Here is a 16,005-nt window from a genome sequence, read left to right on the forward strand (position 1 = left end):
AACGTGGGGTCGCAAGATTATAGAGAAGTTGAGGTCAAAGATCGACCCTTAAATGTGATTCGAGGCGGGTTTTTCGGGGGTAAGGTGTTTGCGGTCTGCCGCCCTCACCCCCAGCCCCTCTCCCACAGGGAGAAGGTCGCATTTATGGCATATGCTGAAGCTTAAGATACTCCTCGCTTTGCATCTCCAGCAGGCGCGACAGACAGCGCTGGAACTCAAACTTCAGCCGCTCGCCTTTATACACCTCATATAAAGGTACCTCGGCGCTGACCACAAGCTTCACGTGACGCTCATAGAACTCATCGACCAGCGCAATGAAGCGGCGCGCTTCGCTTTCCATCAGCGGCGTCATGACCGGCACGTTGAGCAGCATCACGGTATGGAACAAACGCGAGAGCGCGATGTAGTCATGCTGACTGCGGGCATCCACACAGAGCGTTGCAAAGGAGACGGCCAGGGTTTGATTTTCGACACCCAGGGTTTGCAGCGGGCGATGGTTAATCTCGAGCTCAGGGGCATGAGCCCGTTTTGCCCCCGCCAGCGCCAGCCACAGTTTATCCATCTGCTGCGTGGTCTCATCGTTTAAGGGAGAGAGCCACAGATGCGCCTGAGTTAAGGTACGCAGGCGGTAATCCACCCCGGCATCAACATTCATGATGTCGCAGTGCTGTTTGATGGCATCAATAGCGGGCAGGAAACGCGCGCGCTGCAGGCCATTGCGGTAAAGCTCATCCGGCGGGATATTCGAGGTCGCCACCAGCGTTATCCCGCGTGCGAACAGCGCTTTCATCAGGCCACCCAGCAGCATGGCGTCGGTAATATCGGAGACAAAAAACTCGTCAAAACAGAGTACGTCCGTTTCCGCCTTAAACCTGTCGGCCACAATCTCCAGCGGATCGCTTTTGCCCTGCAGTGCCGTCAGCTCTTCGTGAACACGCAGCATGAAGCGGTGGAAATGCAGGCGCTGCTTACGGGTACCCGGCAGGCTCAGATAAAAGAGGTCCATCAGCCAGGTTTTCCCGCGCCCGACGCCGCCCCACATATACAAACCGCGCACCGGCGCATGAGTCTGCGGCTCTTTTTTTCCGAGCAACCGCCCCAGAGCCGCCTTCAACCCACCGCTCTGTTCACCCTCTGCAGGTTTTGCCGTGAGCTCCTGATAAATCGTATCCAGACGATTCACCGCTTCACGCTGAACGTCATCCGGCTGATGTGTACCCTCATTTAGGGCAAGTTGGTATCGCGATGCAGGGGACAGGTTTTGCATAAACGTATTGTTATTCCTTCAAATAATACTCACCAGCAGACGTGACTGATGAAAAAAAGGCCGTTCTACACTACGCGATGATACGTCAGGATTCCACTTCTGCGGAAATAGCGGTTATAGTGGCAATATCAGGCACAGGCAGGAGCCGAGCCAACACCCTACGGAACAACAAGACAACGGGAGAAGTTCATGACCTGGGAATATGCGCTAATCGGTTTAGTCGTCGGCATCGTCATTGGTGCTGTGGCCATGCGTTTCGGTAATCGCAAATTGCGTCAGCAGCAGTCACTGCAGTACGAACTGGAAAAGAACAAAGCCGAACTGGAAGAGTATCGTGAAGAGCTGGTCAGCCACTTTGCCCGTAGCGCTGAGCTGCTGGACAACATGGCGACTGATTATCGTCAGCTCTATCAACATATGGCAAAAAGCTCCAGCAGCCTGCTGCCAGAAATGACCGCGGAATCCAATCCATTCCGTAACCGTCTGGCCGACTCTGAAGCCGGTAACGATCAGGCCCCTGTTCAGATGCCACGCGACTATTCAGATGGCGCATCCGGCCTACTGCGCGGCGGTGCAAAACGCGATTAATCGCACAACCTGAATTTATTTTACGGGCGCTGCTATTGCGCCCGTCCTTTCTTCATGACCCCAGCTATTATTGAGTAAGCACTTCATTGTTCAGCGGTTTAAAATTCAATAACATCAACGTGTTTTAGGGCCGTTTTTCCTTTATTCCAGGTTACGAGAGTCAGCATCGATGAAGAAAAAAAACCAGCTGTTGAGCGCTATAGCGTTAAGTGTCGGGTTATCTCTCTCGGCGTCCTTCCCTGCATCTGCCGCCCTGCCTTCCCAGGTACCCGGCCAGGCGGCAATTCCAAGTCTTGCGCCAATGCTGGAAAAAGTTCTGCCTGCAGTAGTGAGCGTGCAGGTAGAAGGCACGGCATTACAAAATCAACGCGTACCTGAAGAACTGAAAAAATATTTTGGCGATGAGTCGCCCGACCAGCAGGCGCAGCCTTTTGAAGGTCTGGGTTCTGGCGTCATTATTGATGCGGCCAAAGGTTATATTCTGACCAACAATCATGTTATCAGTCAGGCCGATAAAATCAGCGTACAGCTGAACGATGGGCGTGAGTTTGAGGCCAAACTGATTGGCGGCGATGACCAGAGTGACATCGCGCTGCTGCAGGTGCAAAACCCGAGCAATCTGACTCAGATTGCCATTGCGGACTCCGATAAACTGCGTGTTGGTGATTTTGCTGTCGCCGTGGGAAATCCGTTTGGTTTAGGGCAAACCGCCACCTCCGGGATAATCTCGGCGCTGGGTCGCAGCGGTCTGAATCTGGAAGGTCTGGAAAACTTTATCCAGACCGATGCCTCAATCAACCGCGGGAACTCCGGCGGGGCATTGCTCAATCTCAACGGCGAGCTGATTGGGATTAACACCGCTATCCTGGCGCCGGGCGGCGGCAGTATCGGCATCGGTTTTGCTATCCCCAGCAATATGGCCAAAACGCTGGCGCAGCAGCTCATTCAGTTCGGTGAGGTCAAACGCGGGCTGTTGGGCATCAAAGGGATGGAGATGAGCGCTGACATCGCGAAAGCATTCAACATCAATGTGCAGCGCGGTGCGTTTGTCAGTGAAGTGCTGCCAAACTCCGGCTCGGCAAAAGCTGGCGTGAAGTCGGGCGATGTGATTGTCAGCCTGAACGATAAACCGCTGAGCAGCTTTGCGGAACTGCGCTCGCGTATTGCCACCACCGAACCGGGTGCCAAAGTGAAGTTAGGCCTGATTCGTGATGGTAAGCCGCTGGATGTCGAAGTGACGCTTGATAAGAGCACCTCATCCTCTGCCAGCGCGGAGCTTATCGCCCCGGCGCTGCAAGGGGCAACGCTGAGCGATGGGCAGCTGAAAGACGGGACGAAAGGGATTAGCGTCGATACCGTCGAGAAGAGCAGCCCTGCCGCGCAGGCCGGATTGCATCAGGATGATGTGATCATCGGCGTGAACCGCAATCGCGTGCAATCCATCGCAGAACTGCGCAAGGTGCTGGAAAGCAAACCGGCGGTCATTGCCCTGCAGGTTATGCGCGGCAACGAGTCTATCTATATTCTGTTGCGCTAAGCATTTGCGATTCCGGACATCACCGCTGCGTGTGATGTCCGGATAACTCATGTTATGCTGCAAATCGTTCCTTTATTAACGACACGCGCATCATGCTTTTAAAGCTCTTTCGTTCAATTGTCATCGGTTTGATTGTTGCCGGCCTGCTGCTGGTCGTCATGCCGTCTTTACGCCAGTTCAATAAGCTGTCGGCGCCTCAGTTCGACAGTGCGGATGAAACGCCTGCGACCTACAACCAGGCCGTTCGCCGTGCCGCGCCTGCCGTGGTTAACGTTTATAACCGTGGCCTCAATAGCTCAGCCCATAACCAGCTGGAGATCCGCACTCTCGGCTCCGGGGTAATTATGGACGAGCGCGGCTACATCATTACCAACAAACACGTGATTAACGATGCCGACCAGATCATCGTTGCCCTGCAGGATGGCCGCGTGTTTGAGGCCCTGCTGGTGGGCTCGGATAGCCTGACCGACCTGGCTGTTTTGAAGATCAACGCCACGGGCGGTTTACCGGTTATTCCTATCAACCGTAAACGAACCCCTCATATTGGCGACGTCGTGCTGGCTATTGGTAACCCTTATAACCTGGGTCAGACGATCACCCAGGGGATTATCAGCGCCACCGGTCGCATTGGCCTCAACCCGTCGGGACGGCAGAACTTCCTGCAAACCGATGCGTCCATCAACCATGGTAACTCCGGCGGTGCGCTGGTCAACTCGCTGGGCGAACTGATGGGTATCAATACACTCTCGTTCGATAAGAGCAATGACGGTGAGACGCCGGAAGGGATTGGGTTCGCCATTCCATTCCAGCTGGCGACCAAGATCATGGATAAGCTGATCCGCGATGGCCGTGTGATCCGCGGTTATATTGGTATTGGCGGTCGTGAAATTGCGCCTATGCATTCGCAGGGCGGCGGTATCGATCAGATTCAGGGCATCGTGGTCAACGAAGTGTCGCCTGGCGGCCCGGCGGCTAACGCGGGAATTCAGGTTAATGATGTCATCGTGTCGGTCAACGGCACACCAGCGGTATCGGCGCTGGAGACCATGGATCAGGTTGCGGAGATCCGTCCTGGCTCTATCATCCCGGTTGAAGTCATGCGTAACGATAAGAAGCTGACGCTGCAGGTGACGATTCAGGAATACCCGGCCACCAACTGACAGGCATAAAAAAACGGAGCGCATTGCTCCGTTTTTTTTGCCGGGCGGCATGACGGCTTACCCGGCCTGTGGGGACATCCGTTTTACTTGTTAACGAACTCTTCGCCCAGAGTGATATCTTTCTTCAGCGTATCCAGCATGCCTTCCATCGCGTTCTGTTCAAACGCGCTCAGCTTGCCAATCGGCTGATGTTCTTCGATACCGTTTTTACCCAGCAGCAGCGGCTGAGAGAAGAAACGAGCGTGTTCGCCGTCGCCTTCAACATACGCGCATTCAACAACGCCTTTCTCGCCCTGCAGTGCACGAACCAGTGACAGACCGAAACGTGCCGCCGCCTGGCCCATAGACAGGGTTGCAGAACCGCCACCCGCCTTCGCTTCCACCACTTCGGTGCCCGCGTTCTGGATGCGTTTGGTCAGGTCAGCCACTTCCTGCTCGGTGAAGCTAACACCAGGGATCTGCGACAGCAGAGGCAGAATGGTGACACCAGAGTGACCGCCGATAACCGGCACTTCAACTTCTGAAGGCTGTTTGCCTTTCAGTTCAGCCACAAAGGTGTTGGAACGGATGATGTCCAGCGTGGTTACGCCGAACAGTTTGTTCTTATCGTAAACACCGGCTTTTTTCAGCACTTCTGCCGCGATAGCAACCGTGGTGTTCACCGGGTTAGTGATGATACCAATGCACGCTTTCGGGCAGGTTTCAGCAATCTGCTGCACCAGGTTTTTCACAATACCCGCGTTGACGTTGAACAGGTCTGAACGATCCATGCCTGGCTTACGCGCCACGCCAGCGGAGATCAGCACCACGTCCGCGCCCTGCAGGGCAGGACGAGCATCTTCACCGGAGAAGCCTTTGATTTTCACAGCTGTCGGGATGTGGCTCAGGTCAACCGCCACACCTGGGGTTACCGGAGCAATATCGTACAGGGAGAGTTCTGAGCCTGAAGGCAGTTGGGTTTTCAGTAGTAGGGCAAGCGCCTGGCCGATACCACCAGCAGCGCCGAGGACTGCGACTTTCATCCTAAACTCCTTATTATGGTTAACTTAAGTATCTGTAACTCCGTTGCGGCGACCATAATTCAGCAGGTAATTAATTACAATTTTCGTCACTAAATAATTTGAGGTCGCGCGACTTTATCTCTCACCAGAAGGCTATCTGACGACAGACGACAACGAATTAAGAGGGGGTTACAATACACCCTGCCACGCCACCAAAACAACATCATTTTGATAACATTTAATTTACTTTTAAGCTTATTTGCTTGCCGTGACCCAGGCATGTTTTCTGATAACGAAATCTGATAAAATCACTCCCTTTCATAACATTATTTCAGCCTAACCGCTGGCAGATAATTTGCATAAAAATTCATCCACATGCATAATAATGTTGTTTCTTTCGTCATATTCCGGGTGACTTATGCGAAGCTCGTCTAAGCAAGAAGATTTAGTGAAGGCGTTTAAAGCGCTACTCAAAGAAGAGATATTCAGTTCTCAGGGAGAAATTGTTCAGGCTTTACAGGAACAAGGCTTCGATAACATCAACCAGTCGAAAGTCTCCCGCATGTTAACCAAATTTGGTGCGGTACGTACGCGTAACGCCAAAATGGAGATGGTCTACTGCCTGCCTGCAGAACTTGGCGTGCCAACCACCTCCAGCCCATTGAAGAATCTGGTTCTCGATATCGATTACAACGATGCCGTTGTCGTGATCCATACCAGCCCAGGTGCTGCACAGTTGATTGCACGTATGCTGGACTCGCTGGGTAAGCCCAAAGGCATCCTTGGGACGATTGCGGGTGACGATACCATCTTCACTACCCCCGCCAATGGCTTCTCAGTGAAAGATCTCTACGAAGCGATTCTGGACCTGTTCGAGCAGGAACTCTGATTACCCTCCCCGTGGCGTTCTGCTGCGGGGATCATTCTGCTTCTGCTGCGTTTACCCCTGTTTTATCCCGCCCTTTACTTTAACAAATAGTGCTTTTTACCGCTCATTAACATTCACTTGGTGAATGATAAATCAAAAAATCGCACAAAAAATCAAAAGCTGATATCCATATGATTTTCTTAGATATACAGCCACACACTGAACAATAAACGTACAATTTTATGCCATTAGGTTATAAAAAACAGGTTAGTTAATACGTAATAACAACAGAAACAATTAGTCTGGTATTAATTTTTAACGTTATTAGTGTATACTTGATTTTGTGATGAGGGTCACGAAACAAAGACCCCACTAAAAATTCGACGAGGTAAAGAATCATGAAAATCAAAACTACTGTAGCGGCGCTCAGCGTCCTGTCTGTCCTGTCATTCGGTGCTTTCGCCGCTGACGCTATCAATGCCGAGCAGGCACAATCCCGCCAGGCAATCGGTACGGTTTCTGTCGGCGCAATCGGCACGTCTCCAATGGACATGCATGAGATGCTGAACAAAAAAGCGGAAGAACAAGGTGCGTCATCTTATCGCATCATTGAAGCGCGTTCAGGTGACCACTGGCACGCCACCGCTGAGCTGTACAAATAAGTTTTAGTAATAACTGAAGACCAAAATCTCTACTCAACGGCACCAGGCATAAAAATAGCAGTTCAACCCTTCTCGCCGTTGAGCAAAAACCCTATTCAGGAGCAAAAACTATGAAAATCAAATTCATCATCGCAACCCTCGGTCTGGCATCCGTTCTCTCTTTCGGCGCAAGTGCCGCCGTACAGCAAGTAAACGCTGACCAGGCGCAGAATCTGCAGTCTATGGGGAGTGTGTCTGTGACGTCCGTTACCGGCTCTCCAATGGATATCCGTCAGGCACTGGCCGCTAAAGCTGAAAAAGCAGGCGCCAGCAGCTATCGCGTCACCGAGCTGAACCAGGGTGACCACTGGCATGCAACGGCTCAACTGTATAAATAAACCCTCGTCGTATCTCATCATACGACTTGCCCCTGGCCTTCTGGTCAGGGGCTTTTTTATGGCTTGATCAATGGCGCGCGTTGAAACGTAGCTGCCCTTCCAGCTCTTCTTCCGCTTCATCAAACAGCAAAATGAGTGCGCCAAACCGTCTGCGCAACTTTTCAGGCAGATGGATGAACTCAATTTCCAGCGGTAACGGCAGCAGGCTGCCGGTCACCACGTCCCACAGCGTATCCAGATTGGTGACGCTTTCCCGTTCAAGATCAAACACCCGGATAAATTCACGATAGAAGTCATCCTGACTGTCGATCTCGTCAAAATCAAAGGTATAGGTTTTCATTGCCAGTCACCCAGTCCAGGCGAGCGGCCTGCGCCGCCCTGATTATTATAATCCCCCAATATGCAGGGTTTTGACTTCCAGATACTCTTCCAGTCCCAGCACGGACCCTTCACGCCCAAGGCCAGACTCTTTTACCCCACCAAACGGCCCCAGCTCTGTGGAGACGGCACATTCGTTAATTCCTATCATCCCGCTTTCGATGGCCTGCGACACGCGGAAGACACGTGCCAGATTTTGGGTATAGAAGTAAGCCGCCAGGCCATATGGCGTGTTGTTGGCACGCTGGATAACCTCATCTTCCGAGGTGAAACGGAAGCAGGCCGCAACCGGGCCAAACGTCTCTTCTTCAGCCAGTTTCATGCCTTCATGGCAATCACCCAGGACAGTTGGCATCCAGAAATTGCCGCCAAGCGAATGGGGTTTACCGCCCGCCAGAACGGTCGCGCCCCGGGCCACGGCATCTTCAACGTGTTCACGCACCTTATCGACGGCGGAGGATTCGATCAGCGGCCCCACGATGACGCCCTCTTCCAGACCATTCCCGACCTTCAGGGCCTTCACCGCATCGGCAAGCTTATTCACAAATTTGTCGTAGACGGTTTCCTGAATATAGAAACGGTTAACGCTGACGCAGACCTGGCCGGCATTGCGGAATTTATTGGCGATAGCCCCTTTAACGGCAGCCTCGATATCCGCATCTTCAAAGACGATATACGGCGCATTGCCTCCCAGCTCCATCGACACTTTCTTCATGGTTTCTGCGGCGTTACGCACCAGCGTTTTGCCGACGGAAGTCGAGCCGGTAAAGGAGATTTTCCGCACCTCATGGCTCGCCATAATCGCGTCACTGATTTCATGCGTATTCCCGGCTACGGCGTTGAGTACCCCATCCGGTACGCCGGCCTGTTTTGCCAGCGTAAGCAGCGCGAAGGCGCTGAGAGGTGTGTTATTTGCCGGTTTGATTACCCCGGTACACCCTGCCGCCAGCGCCGGACCTAATTTACGGGTGAGCATGGCCATCGGGAAATTCCACGGCGTAATCGCCGCAACCACGCCGATGGGCTCGCGGGTCGCCAGGATGCGGGAGCCCGGTTTGATCGGTGGAATAATTTCGCCGTTCGCGCGCTTGGCCTCTTCGGCGAACCACTGGATAAAACTCGCGGCGTATTCCACCTCGCCTTCCGCTTCTTTCAGGGGCTTGCCCTGTTCGGTGGTCATTAAACGCCCGAGCCAGCTTTTGTTCTCAATGATCAGTTCGTACCAGCGGTAGAGAATTGCCGAACGCTCTTTCGCGGTTTTGGCGCGCCATGCCGGGAAGGCTTTGGCCGCCGCGGCAATGGCGTCTTCGGTTTCTGCTTTGCCGGCTTTGGCTACTCTGGCGATGACCTCACCGGTAGCCGGGTTCAGCACATCAAACGTCGTATCCAGCATTTTCCATATGCCGTTGACCAGATAACCGGTCTGAAAAAGGTGATTGTCCTGAAGCGCCTGGGTTGTCATGTGTCCTCCCTTCCTGAATGTAAGAGCATGCTGGAATAAGTATAGCCACAAAAAAACCGACGCTTTTGGCGTCGGCTTTTTTACTTCAGTCAGTTATCCGTAAGGGCGTTCTGATAGCGATGCAGCATAAACACCAGCCGTCCTACCGGCTCTGTCACCTGAGGCGGTGCTTCCCAGACTTTCAGCTTCTCCTGGTAGATATCCAGCTCTTCAAGCAGTTGCTTAAAGTAACGACGTCGTTTGTCATCGCTGGAGGCGGAAAGCACGTGATCGGCCGTCCGACGCAGCTGGCGGTGGAAAGCCGACAGATCGTCATTGATGGGCACGGGGGCATTACGTAAACGCTGGTGCGCGATAATCATGGTCAAGGCCAGACGGAACTTGGCGATGTCACCCGGGAACTTGTTCAGCAGTAAAAACAGCTGCTGATAGAGCGCCGGCAGGTGGTTCTCTTTGCGACGCGCGGTATTGGTGGTCATGGACGACACGGCAGCCGAGACAAACTGATTCAACAGCACGCGGCCCGTCCGTGCCTGAGAGTTATCCCGCACCAGCAGAATGACCATCATCGCCAGGAAACAGCCCACCAGCTGACCTAAGGCGCTGTCTAAGAACTGGCTGAAATGGAAGGTCATCGGGTTATCCAGCACAATGATGTTAATCGTACTGGCCAGGGCACCCAATGAACCCAGCCGGCGCTTTTGCACTTCGATTCCGATAAAGAACGCCATCACCGCGAGGCTAATACAGAGCAGTAACATGCTCTGCTGGGTCGAGGGAATGATCACCAGAAAATAGAACGCGCCAATCGGCAGTGCAGCAATTGTGCCGAACAGGAAATCAATGGCCACCATGCGCGGATTCGGAAGACGCATCGCCAGCGCGGTAACGACGGCGATCATCACCATCGCGCCGCTGCCGGAGGTCCAGCCGGTCCACAGCCAGAACAGCGTGCCGAGCATACAGGCAAGCGTTGTTCGCCAGAAGTTAACCATCGCGTGATGGCGTTCGGCGGATTCTGCCTTGATCACCACTTCACCCTGCAGCACCTCTTCCTCCACCGCGCTGATTTTGGTGTTACTGATCACACCGCGTTTCAGCAACAGGTAGCGCGTCGCGGCCCCGACCCAGGTATAGATCGTCACTGGCGTATCACGATCCCCGGTCCAGGCAATGACCCGGCGCATGCGTTTAAGCTGTTTGTGTACGTCCTGAACGGTTTCCACCGGCTCCGCAAACAGCTCGCGGAAGGTATCGGTTACCGCGTCCGGGCGGGTGTTTTGGATCAGATAGGTTTCACACGCCTGGGTAATCAGCGTTAAGGAGACGGTGTTGATGGCTTTAAGGCGTCGGTTGGCACGTGCCCAGCGCGAAGACTCCATGTTCAGATTGCTGCGCATTCCTTCCAGCGCCGTGGTGCGGCGCACCAGCGCGCTCCAGGCTTTATCCACCTCTTCGCTGTCACCATGCTTAATACAGAGCTGCATCAACTGATACTGGGCAACAATCAGCGCATCCAGTTCACGATCCACTTCCTGCTTAATGGAGCGAGGAGAGAAAAGCAGGTCAGCGACAATGGCACTGACAATACCGATGACAATCTCACTGCAGCGCTCTACGGCAAACTGCGGGGCAAGCAGCGGTTCGCTTTGAATGGTGATGATAATAATCAGCGCGGTATAACCGGCCAGACCCCAGGCGTAGGAGTTCTCCACTTTCACCAGCGACGAGAGCCAGGTACAAAAGCCCGCCCAGATACAGCACACCATCAGCATCAGCAGCGGCGTGCGGATCATCAATATGATGATGGTCAGTGCGGCGAAACAGCCAATAAATGTCCCAATGATGCGCAGCATCCCACGGTAGCGGATCGCCCCGGAGTAAGGTTCCCCGCCCGCAGCAAAGGCAGGCCCTGCCGCCACAATCGCCGCCGTCAGTACGGCCCAGCGGGGGGTTTCCAGCTGAAAGTGGAAGCCGACAAACAGCGCCAGCACAATGGCACACGCCAGCTTAACGGCGAAGCGAATGTGCTGGCTGGCGATGGAAAAGATACCCATAACGATTAACCAAACTCGCGCAGGCGATGGGCAATTTTACGGAAGATGGAGTCCTGGCTGGCGTCACGGTCTTTTTCACCGGTGATCACCACCGTCGCTGTGGTCCCGGCAGGCCACAGATTGCCCTGCTGTTCATCCAGGTGGATACGCACCGGCACACGCTGGGCCAGACGTACCCATTCCAGGTTGGAATCCACCGTCGCCATCCCTTTAGTATCGTTAGAGCTGCTGGAGTTAGTGACCCCCGCGGCTACGCTGTCGACGGTGCCTTTAAGCACTCGGTTGCTGCCAAGCGGCGTAATTTCAGCCCGGAACCCCGGACGCACGCCTTCCAGTTTGGTCTCTTCCATATAAGCGAGCACGTAGAAGGAGTTCTGTTTAACCAGCGCCACGGCGGTTGAGCCGCGGGTGATAAACTCCCCGGCATAAACATTCAGGTTGGTGATCCAGCCATCGGCTGGTGCACGGATCACGGTGCGCTCAAGATCGAGCCGGGCAAGATCGCGTGTCGCTTGCGCTTTGGCCAGCTGATGCAGCACGGTTTGCAGGACGTTATTGGACTGGTCAATCTCTTCGCGGGACATCGCCTGAACACCCAGTTGGTTACGGCGACCTGCCTCACGGCGTTTCTCGGAAGCCAGCGCCTGATAATAGGCCACATCCGCTTCGGCTTCTTCTAACGCTTTCTTATAACGCGGCTGGTCGATGGTGAACAGTACCTGATCTTTTTTCACCAGCTGGTTATCGTGGACATTGACCGCAGTGATGAGACCCGCCACGTCGGGGGCGATTGCCACGACATCGGCGCTAAAGCGCGCATCACGCGTCCACGGTGATTCAGTGTAATAGACCCAGGCGCGGAAAATAGCGATGAACGCGAGGATAACGAGCGCCATGGTGATGGCAGTGCGGGAGATTTTTCTTGTTAGCGTTTTCACATCAACCTCAGACAAACATGCGCGATATCAGGTAAAACAGGCAGCAATACAGCGCGGTATTGAACAATGCAGGATGCCAGACAAAATCGTAGATCCCGGTGGGGACCAGCACCTTGCGCACCAGCCAGAAAATCGCCAGTGATAAAAGAAGCTCGAAAAATATCGGTGGGAACGACAAACCGAACACCACGATAACGGGAAACAGACTCATGTTGACCTTGATTAGAGAGAGTGCAGGCTTCAGACTTTTTTAGCGCACGCCACCGCAGGAGAGCAAGAAACGCCGGGCGAGAATGGCGCAGCCGTTATGTAATTAATAATATATTAACGTAACTGTTATGCTGTTATCTATAATATGTGATCTAAATCACTTTTAAGTCAGAGTTAACAATGGAACGTCTAAAACGGATGTCGGTCTTTGCCAAAGTGGTTGAACTTGGCTCTTTTACCGCCGCTGCACGTCAGCTTCAGATGAGCGTCTCTTCCATCAGCCAGACCGTGTCCAAACTGGAAGATGAGCTGCAGGTCAAGCTACTCAACCGCAGCACCCGCAGCATTGGGCTGACGGAAGCGGGTAAGATTTACTATCAGGGTTGTCGCCGCATGCTGCTCGAAGTGCAGGATGTGCACGAACAACTTTACGCCTTCAACAACACGCCTATCGGTACGCTGCGCATCGGTTGTTCTTCAACTATGGCACAAAATGTTCTCGCCGCCATGACCGCTGACATGCTGAAAGAGTACCCGGGATTAACCGTCAATCTGGTCACGGGCATTCCCGCCCCGGACCTGATTGCCGACGGGCTGGACGTGGTGATCCGCGTGGGGGCATTACAGGACTCCAGCCTCTTCTCCCGGCGGCTAGGCAGTATGCCAATGGTGGTCTGCGCCTCGAAAAGCTATCTGGCTCAGTACGGTGTACCGGAGAAACCCGCCGATCTCACCAACCACTCCTGGCTGGAGTACAGCGTTCGCCCCGACAATGAATTTGAGCTGATTGCCCCGGAAGGGATTTCCACCAGACTGCTGCCGGAAGGACGGTTCGTCACCAACGATCCGATGACTATTTCGCGCTGGCTGGTGGCCGGTGCCGGGATTGCGTATGTGCCGTTAATGTGGGTGATCAACGAGATCAACAGCGGTGTACTGGAGATCCTCTTCCCGCGCTATCAATCCGATCCGCGTCCGGTGTACGCGTTGTATACCGAGAAAGACAAACTGCCGCTCAAGGTTCAGGTGTGCATAAACTATCTGACCGAGTATTTTGTGGACGTGGCAGAGTTGTTTCAGGGAATGCGCGAAAGACGAAAGGAATAACCTTTAATTTCCGAAATGTATATTTGTGATGAATATTCCAGGATGATACAGACCGTCATTCAGGAATATTCCTTCACCCCTGCCAGGAATAGCGAATTGACACTGCCGCCATCTGCGCCTTACCTTATAAACAGTCTGACAGTCAGGCTGTTATTAATTTGTTACCGATATGAATAATAAAATGTATTTCTCAGGATGACGTTAAACAAGGAAAAGAAATGAATATATTTGAACAAACACCGCCTTCACGCAGGCGCTATGGACTCGCCGCGTTCATTGGTTTGATTGCAGGGATTGTCTCCGCCTTCGTAAAATGGGGAGCAGAGGTGCCGCTTCCGCCGCGAAGCCCTACCGATTTATTCACCAGCGCATGCGGACCGGAGCAATTAATAAGAGCCGCAGGTCAGATTGATTGTTCCCGCAATTTTTTAAATCCTCCTTATGTATTTTTACGCGACTGGCTGGGCATTGCTGACCCTAACGCCGCGGTTTATACCTTTGCCGGACATATATTTAACGCGGTCGGCGTAACACATATTATTTTCTCTATCGTCTTTGCTGTAGGGTATTGTGTAGTTGCTGAAGTCTTCCCAAAAATTAAACTCTGGCAAGGTTTACTGGCGGGTGCGTTAGCACAGCTTTTTGTTCACATGATCTCCTTCCCGCTGATGGGGCTGACACCCCCGCTGTTCGAACTGCCCTGGTACGAACACGTCTCAGAGATCGTGGGGCATTTGATCTGGTTCTGGTCGATTGAAATCATTCGTCGTGACCTACGTAACCGCATCACGCACGAGCCCGACCCGGAAATCCCGCTGGGTAACGCACGTTAAAAAAAATGGCGCGACTTTTACAGTCGCGCCATTTTTTCAGATTGGTTCAGGTCAGGCGGTGCCGCCCACCGTCAGGTTATCCACTTTCAGCGTTGGCTGACCGACGCCAACCGGCAGGCTCTGGCCCTCTTTACCGCAGACACCAACGCCGTTATCCAGTTTCAGATCGTTACCGACCATGGAGATCTGCTGCATGGCTTCAATACCGGAGCCAATCAGGGTCGCCCCCTTCACCGCTTTGGTCACTTTGCCTTTCTCAATCAGATACGCTTCTGAAGTGGAGAAGACGAACTTACCGGAGGTGATATCTACCTGACCGCCACCAAAGTTTGGCGCGAAGATGCCGTAATCAACGGACTCGATGATCTCCTGCGGTGTGGATTTACCCGGCAACATGTAAGTGTTCGTCATACGCGGCATCGGCAGATGCGCGTAGGATTCACGACGGCCGTTGCCCGTTGGCGCAACGCCCATCAGACGCGCGTTGAGTTTGTCCTGCATGTAGCCTTTCAGGACGCCATTTTCAATCAGCACGTTGTACTGCCCGGGCGTACCTTCATCGTCGATTGAAATCGAGCCACGGCGATCCTGCATCGTGCCGTCATCAACCACGGTACAGAGTTCAGATGAGACGCGTTGTCCCATCTGGCCGCTGAATACGGAGGTGCCGCGACGGTTAAAATCGCCTTCCAGGCCGTGGCCCACCGCTTCGTGCAGCAGCACGCCAGGCCAGCCTGCGCCGAGTACCACCGGCAATGTACCGGCGGGTGCCGCCACGGCAGACAGGTTCACCAGCGCCATGCGCACGGCTTCTTTTGCCCACGCGTCAGCGCGTGCTTCACCGTCAACATCGCCCAGGAACCAGTCATAACCAAAACGACCGCCGCCACCGCTTGAACCGCGCTCACGTTTACCGTCGTCTTCAACCTGCACGCTGACAGAAAGACGTACCAGCGGACGCACATCCGCTGCCAGCGTGCCGTCTGTCGCCGCGACCAGGATCAGTTCATAGACACCGCTCAGGCTGGCAGAGACTTCCTGCACGCGTTTATCCGCAGCGCGTGCGACTTTATCCACGCGACGCAGGATATCCAGTTTCTCTTCACGGCTCATGCTCTGCAGGGGATCGATACTGGTATATAGCGCAGAGTGCTGCACTTCGCCCAGCGTCTTCACGCGACCGTCACCGGTTTCGCGCACGATAGTCCGCGCGGCCAGCGCGCTCTGCTCCAGTGCGGCCAGGCTAATCTGGTCGGCATAAGCAAAACCGGTTTTCTCGCCGCTGACGGCACGTACACCGACACCCTGGTCAATGTTATAAGAGCCATCTTTAATGATGCTGTCTTCTAAAACCCAGGATTCGTGATAGCTCGACTGGAAATAGAGATCGCCGTAGTCGAGACGGCGTTCGGTCAGTTGACCAAGAATGGAGAACAGGTCCTGATGGCTCAGGCCGTTCACTGCGAGCAAATGTTCACTTACCAGGTTCAGACTCATCGTATTGCTACTCGTTCGTTGCCGCCCGTGGCGGTATATAAATCGTATTTATTGAGAGTGAGG

Annotated in this window: 16 protein-coding genes; 8 read left to right on the plus strand and 8 right to left on the minus strand. The window is 53.7% G+C overall.

The window, feature by feature from the left end; genetic code table 11:
• Nucleotides 1-142: 142 nt before the first annotated feature.
• Nucleotides 143-1,267 (minus strand): cell division protein ZapE, encoded by a 1,125-nt coding sequence (gene zapE / locus ACMVME_RS16760; protein ID WP_138614689.1) that lies wholly within the window; start codon nucleotides 1,265-1,267, stop codon nucleotides 143-145.
• A 189-nt stretch (nucleotides 1,268-1,456) separates the two neighbouring features.
• Between zapE and zapG the strand changes: the two genes are divergently transcribed.
• The 3 genes from zapG to degS all read left to right on the plus strand — a co-directional run bounded on the left by zapG (nucleotide 1,457) and on the right by degS (nucleotide 4,552).
• Complete coding sequence (zapG, locus tag ACMVME_RS16765; protein ID WP_014171843.1) at nucleotides 1,457-1,855, plus strand: Z-ring associated protein ZapG; 399 nt, start codon at nucleotides 1,457-1,459, stop codon at nucleotides 1,853-1,855.
• A gap of 169 nt (nucleotides 1,856-2,024) precedes the next feature.
• Nucleotides 2,025-3,392: a serine endoprotease DegQ gene (gene degQ, locus ACMVME_RS16770; RefSeq protein WP_014171844.1), complete on the plus strand. Its 1,368-nt coding sequence runs from the start codon at nucleotides 2,025-2,027 to the stop codon at nucleotides 3,390-3,392.
• Nucleotides 3,393-3,484: 92 nt separating this feature from the next.
• Nucleotides 3,485-4,552 (plus strand): outer membrane-stress sensor serine endopeptidase DegS, encoded by a 1,068-nt coding sequence (gene degS, locus ACMVME_RS16775; RefSeq protein WP_020883511.1) that lies wholly within the window; start codon nucleotides 3,485-3,487, stop codon nucleotides 4,550-4,552.
• 83 nt (nucleotides 4,553-4,635) lie between these two features.
• Here degS and mdh read toward each other — a convergent pair whose 3' ends face one another.
• The gene (mdh, locus tag ACMVME_RS16780; RefSeq protein WP_014171846.1) at nucleotides 4,636-5,574 is read right to left on the minus strand and encodes a malate dehydrogenase; all 939 of its coding nucleotides are present in this window, start codon (nucleotides 5,572-5,574) and stop codon (nucleotides 4,636-4,638) included.
• Between the two features lie 397 nt (nucleotides 5,575-5,971).
• Between mdh and argR the strand changes: the two genes are divergently transcribed.
• The 3 genes from argR (at nucleotide 5,972) to yhcN (ACMVME_RS16795) (ending at nucleotide 7,460) form a co-directional block, all read left to right on the plus strand.
• Nucleotides 5,972-6,442, plus strand: a complete 471-nt coding sequence (gene argR / locus ACMVME_RS16785; protein ID WP_014171847.1) for a transcriptional regulator ArgR — start codon at nucleotides 5,972-5,974, stop codon at nucleotides 6,440-6,442.
• Nucleotides 6,443-6,819: 377 nt separating this feature from the next.
• Nucleotides 6,820-7,083 carry a peroxide/acid stress response protein YhcN gene (yhcN, locus tag ACMVME_RS16790; protein WP_014171848.1) on the plus strand — a complete coding sequence of 88 codons (264 nt, stop codon included), beginning with the start codon at nucleotides 6,820-6,822 and terminating at the stop codon, nucleotides 7,081-7,083.
• A 110-nt stretch (nucleotides 7,084-7,193) separates the two neighbouring features.
• Nucleotides 7,194-7,460: a peroxide/acid stress response protein YhcN gene (gene yhcN, locus ACMVME_RS16795; RefSeq protein WP_277492683.1), complete on the plus strand. Its 267-nt coding sequence runs from the start codon at nucleotides 7,194-7,196 to the stop codon at nucleotides 7,458-7,460.
• A 67-nt stretch (nucleotides 7,461-7,527) separates the two neighbouring features.
• On the opposite strand, the gene ACMVME_RS16800 is transcribed toward yhcN (ACMVME_RS16795), so the two are convergent.
• From ACMVME_RS16800 to aaeX, 5 genes are all read right to left on the minus strand, one after another.
• Complete coding sequence (locus tag ACMVME_RS16800; RefSeq protein ID WP_014171850.1) at nucleotides 7,528-7,800, minus strand: barstar family protein; 273 nt, start codon at nucleotides 7,798-7,800, stop codon at nucleotides 7,528-7,530.
• 45 nt (nucleotides 7,801-7,845) lie between these two features.
• Nucleotides 7,846-9,300: an NAD-dependent succinate-semialdehyde dehydrogenase gene (locus ACMVME_RS16805; protein ID WP_153853012.1), complete on the minus strand. Its 1,455-nt coding sequence runs from the start codon at nucleotides 9,298-9,300 to the stop codon at nucleotides 7,846-7,848.
• 89 nt (nucleotides 9,301-9,389) lie between these two features.
• Nucleotides 9,390-11,357 (minus strand): p-hydroxybenzoic acid efflux pump subunit AaeB, encoded by a 1,968-nt coding sequence (gene aaeB / locus ACMVME_RS16810; RefSeq protein WP_014171852.1) that lies wholly within the window; start codon nucleotides 11,355-11,357, stop codon nucleotides 9,390-9,392.
• A 5-nt stretch (nucleotides 11,358-11,362) separates the two neighbouring features.
• Entirely contained in the window at nucleotides 11,363-12,295 is a 933-nt protein-coding gene (gene aaeA, locus ACMVME_RS16815; protein ID WP_414743459.1) for a p-hydroxybenzoic acid efflux pump subunit AaeA, read from the minus strand.
• Nucleotides 12,296-12,302: 7 nt separating this feature from the next.
• Nucleotides 12,303-12,506 (minus strand): p-hydroxybenzoic acid efflux pump operon protein AaeX, encoded by a 204-nt coding sequence (aaeX, locus tag ACMVME_RS16820; protein WP_003860416.1) that lies wholly within the window; start codon nucleotides 12,504-12,506, stop codon nucleotides 12,303-12,305.
• Nucleotides 12,507-12,685: 179 nt separating this feature from the next.
• Between aaeX and aaeR the strand changes: the two genes are divergently transcribed.
• On the plus strand, nucleotides 12,686-13,612 hold the full coding sequence (gene aaeR, locus ACMVME_RS16825) for an HTH-type transcriptional activator AaeR (protein ID WP_014171854.1): 927 nt from the start codon (nucleotides 12,686-12,688) through the stop codon (nucleotides 13,610-13,612).
• A gap of 218 nt (nucleotides 13,613-13,830) precedes the next feature.
• The gene (locus ACMVME_RS16830; RefSeq protein WP_020883508.1) at nucleotides 13,831-14,445 is read left to right on the plus strand and encodes a YagU family protein; all 615 of its coding nucleotides are present in this window, start codon (nucleotides 13,831-13,833) and stop codon (nucleotides 14,443-14,445) included.
• 51 nt (nucleotides 14,446-14,496) lie between these two features.
• On the opposite strand, the gene tldD is transcribed toward ACMVME_RS16830, so the two are convergent.
• Entirely contained in the window at nucleotides 14,497-15,942 is a 1,446-nt protein-coding gene (gene tldD / locus ACMVME_RS16835) for a metalloprotease TldD (protein WP_251858903.1), read from the minus strand.
• Nucleotides 15,943-16,005 lie beyond the last annotated feature (63 nt).

The organism is Enterobacter cloacae complex sp. 2024EL-00711, from assembly GCF_047529885.1.
GTDB classification, from domain to species: Bacteria; Pseudomonadota; Gammaproteobacteria; order Enterobacterales; family Enterobacteriaceae; genus Enterobacter; species Enterobacter ludwigii.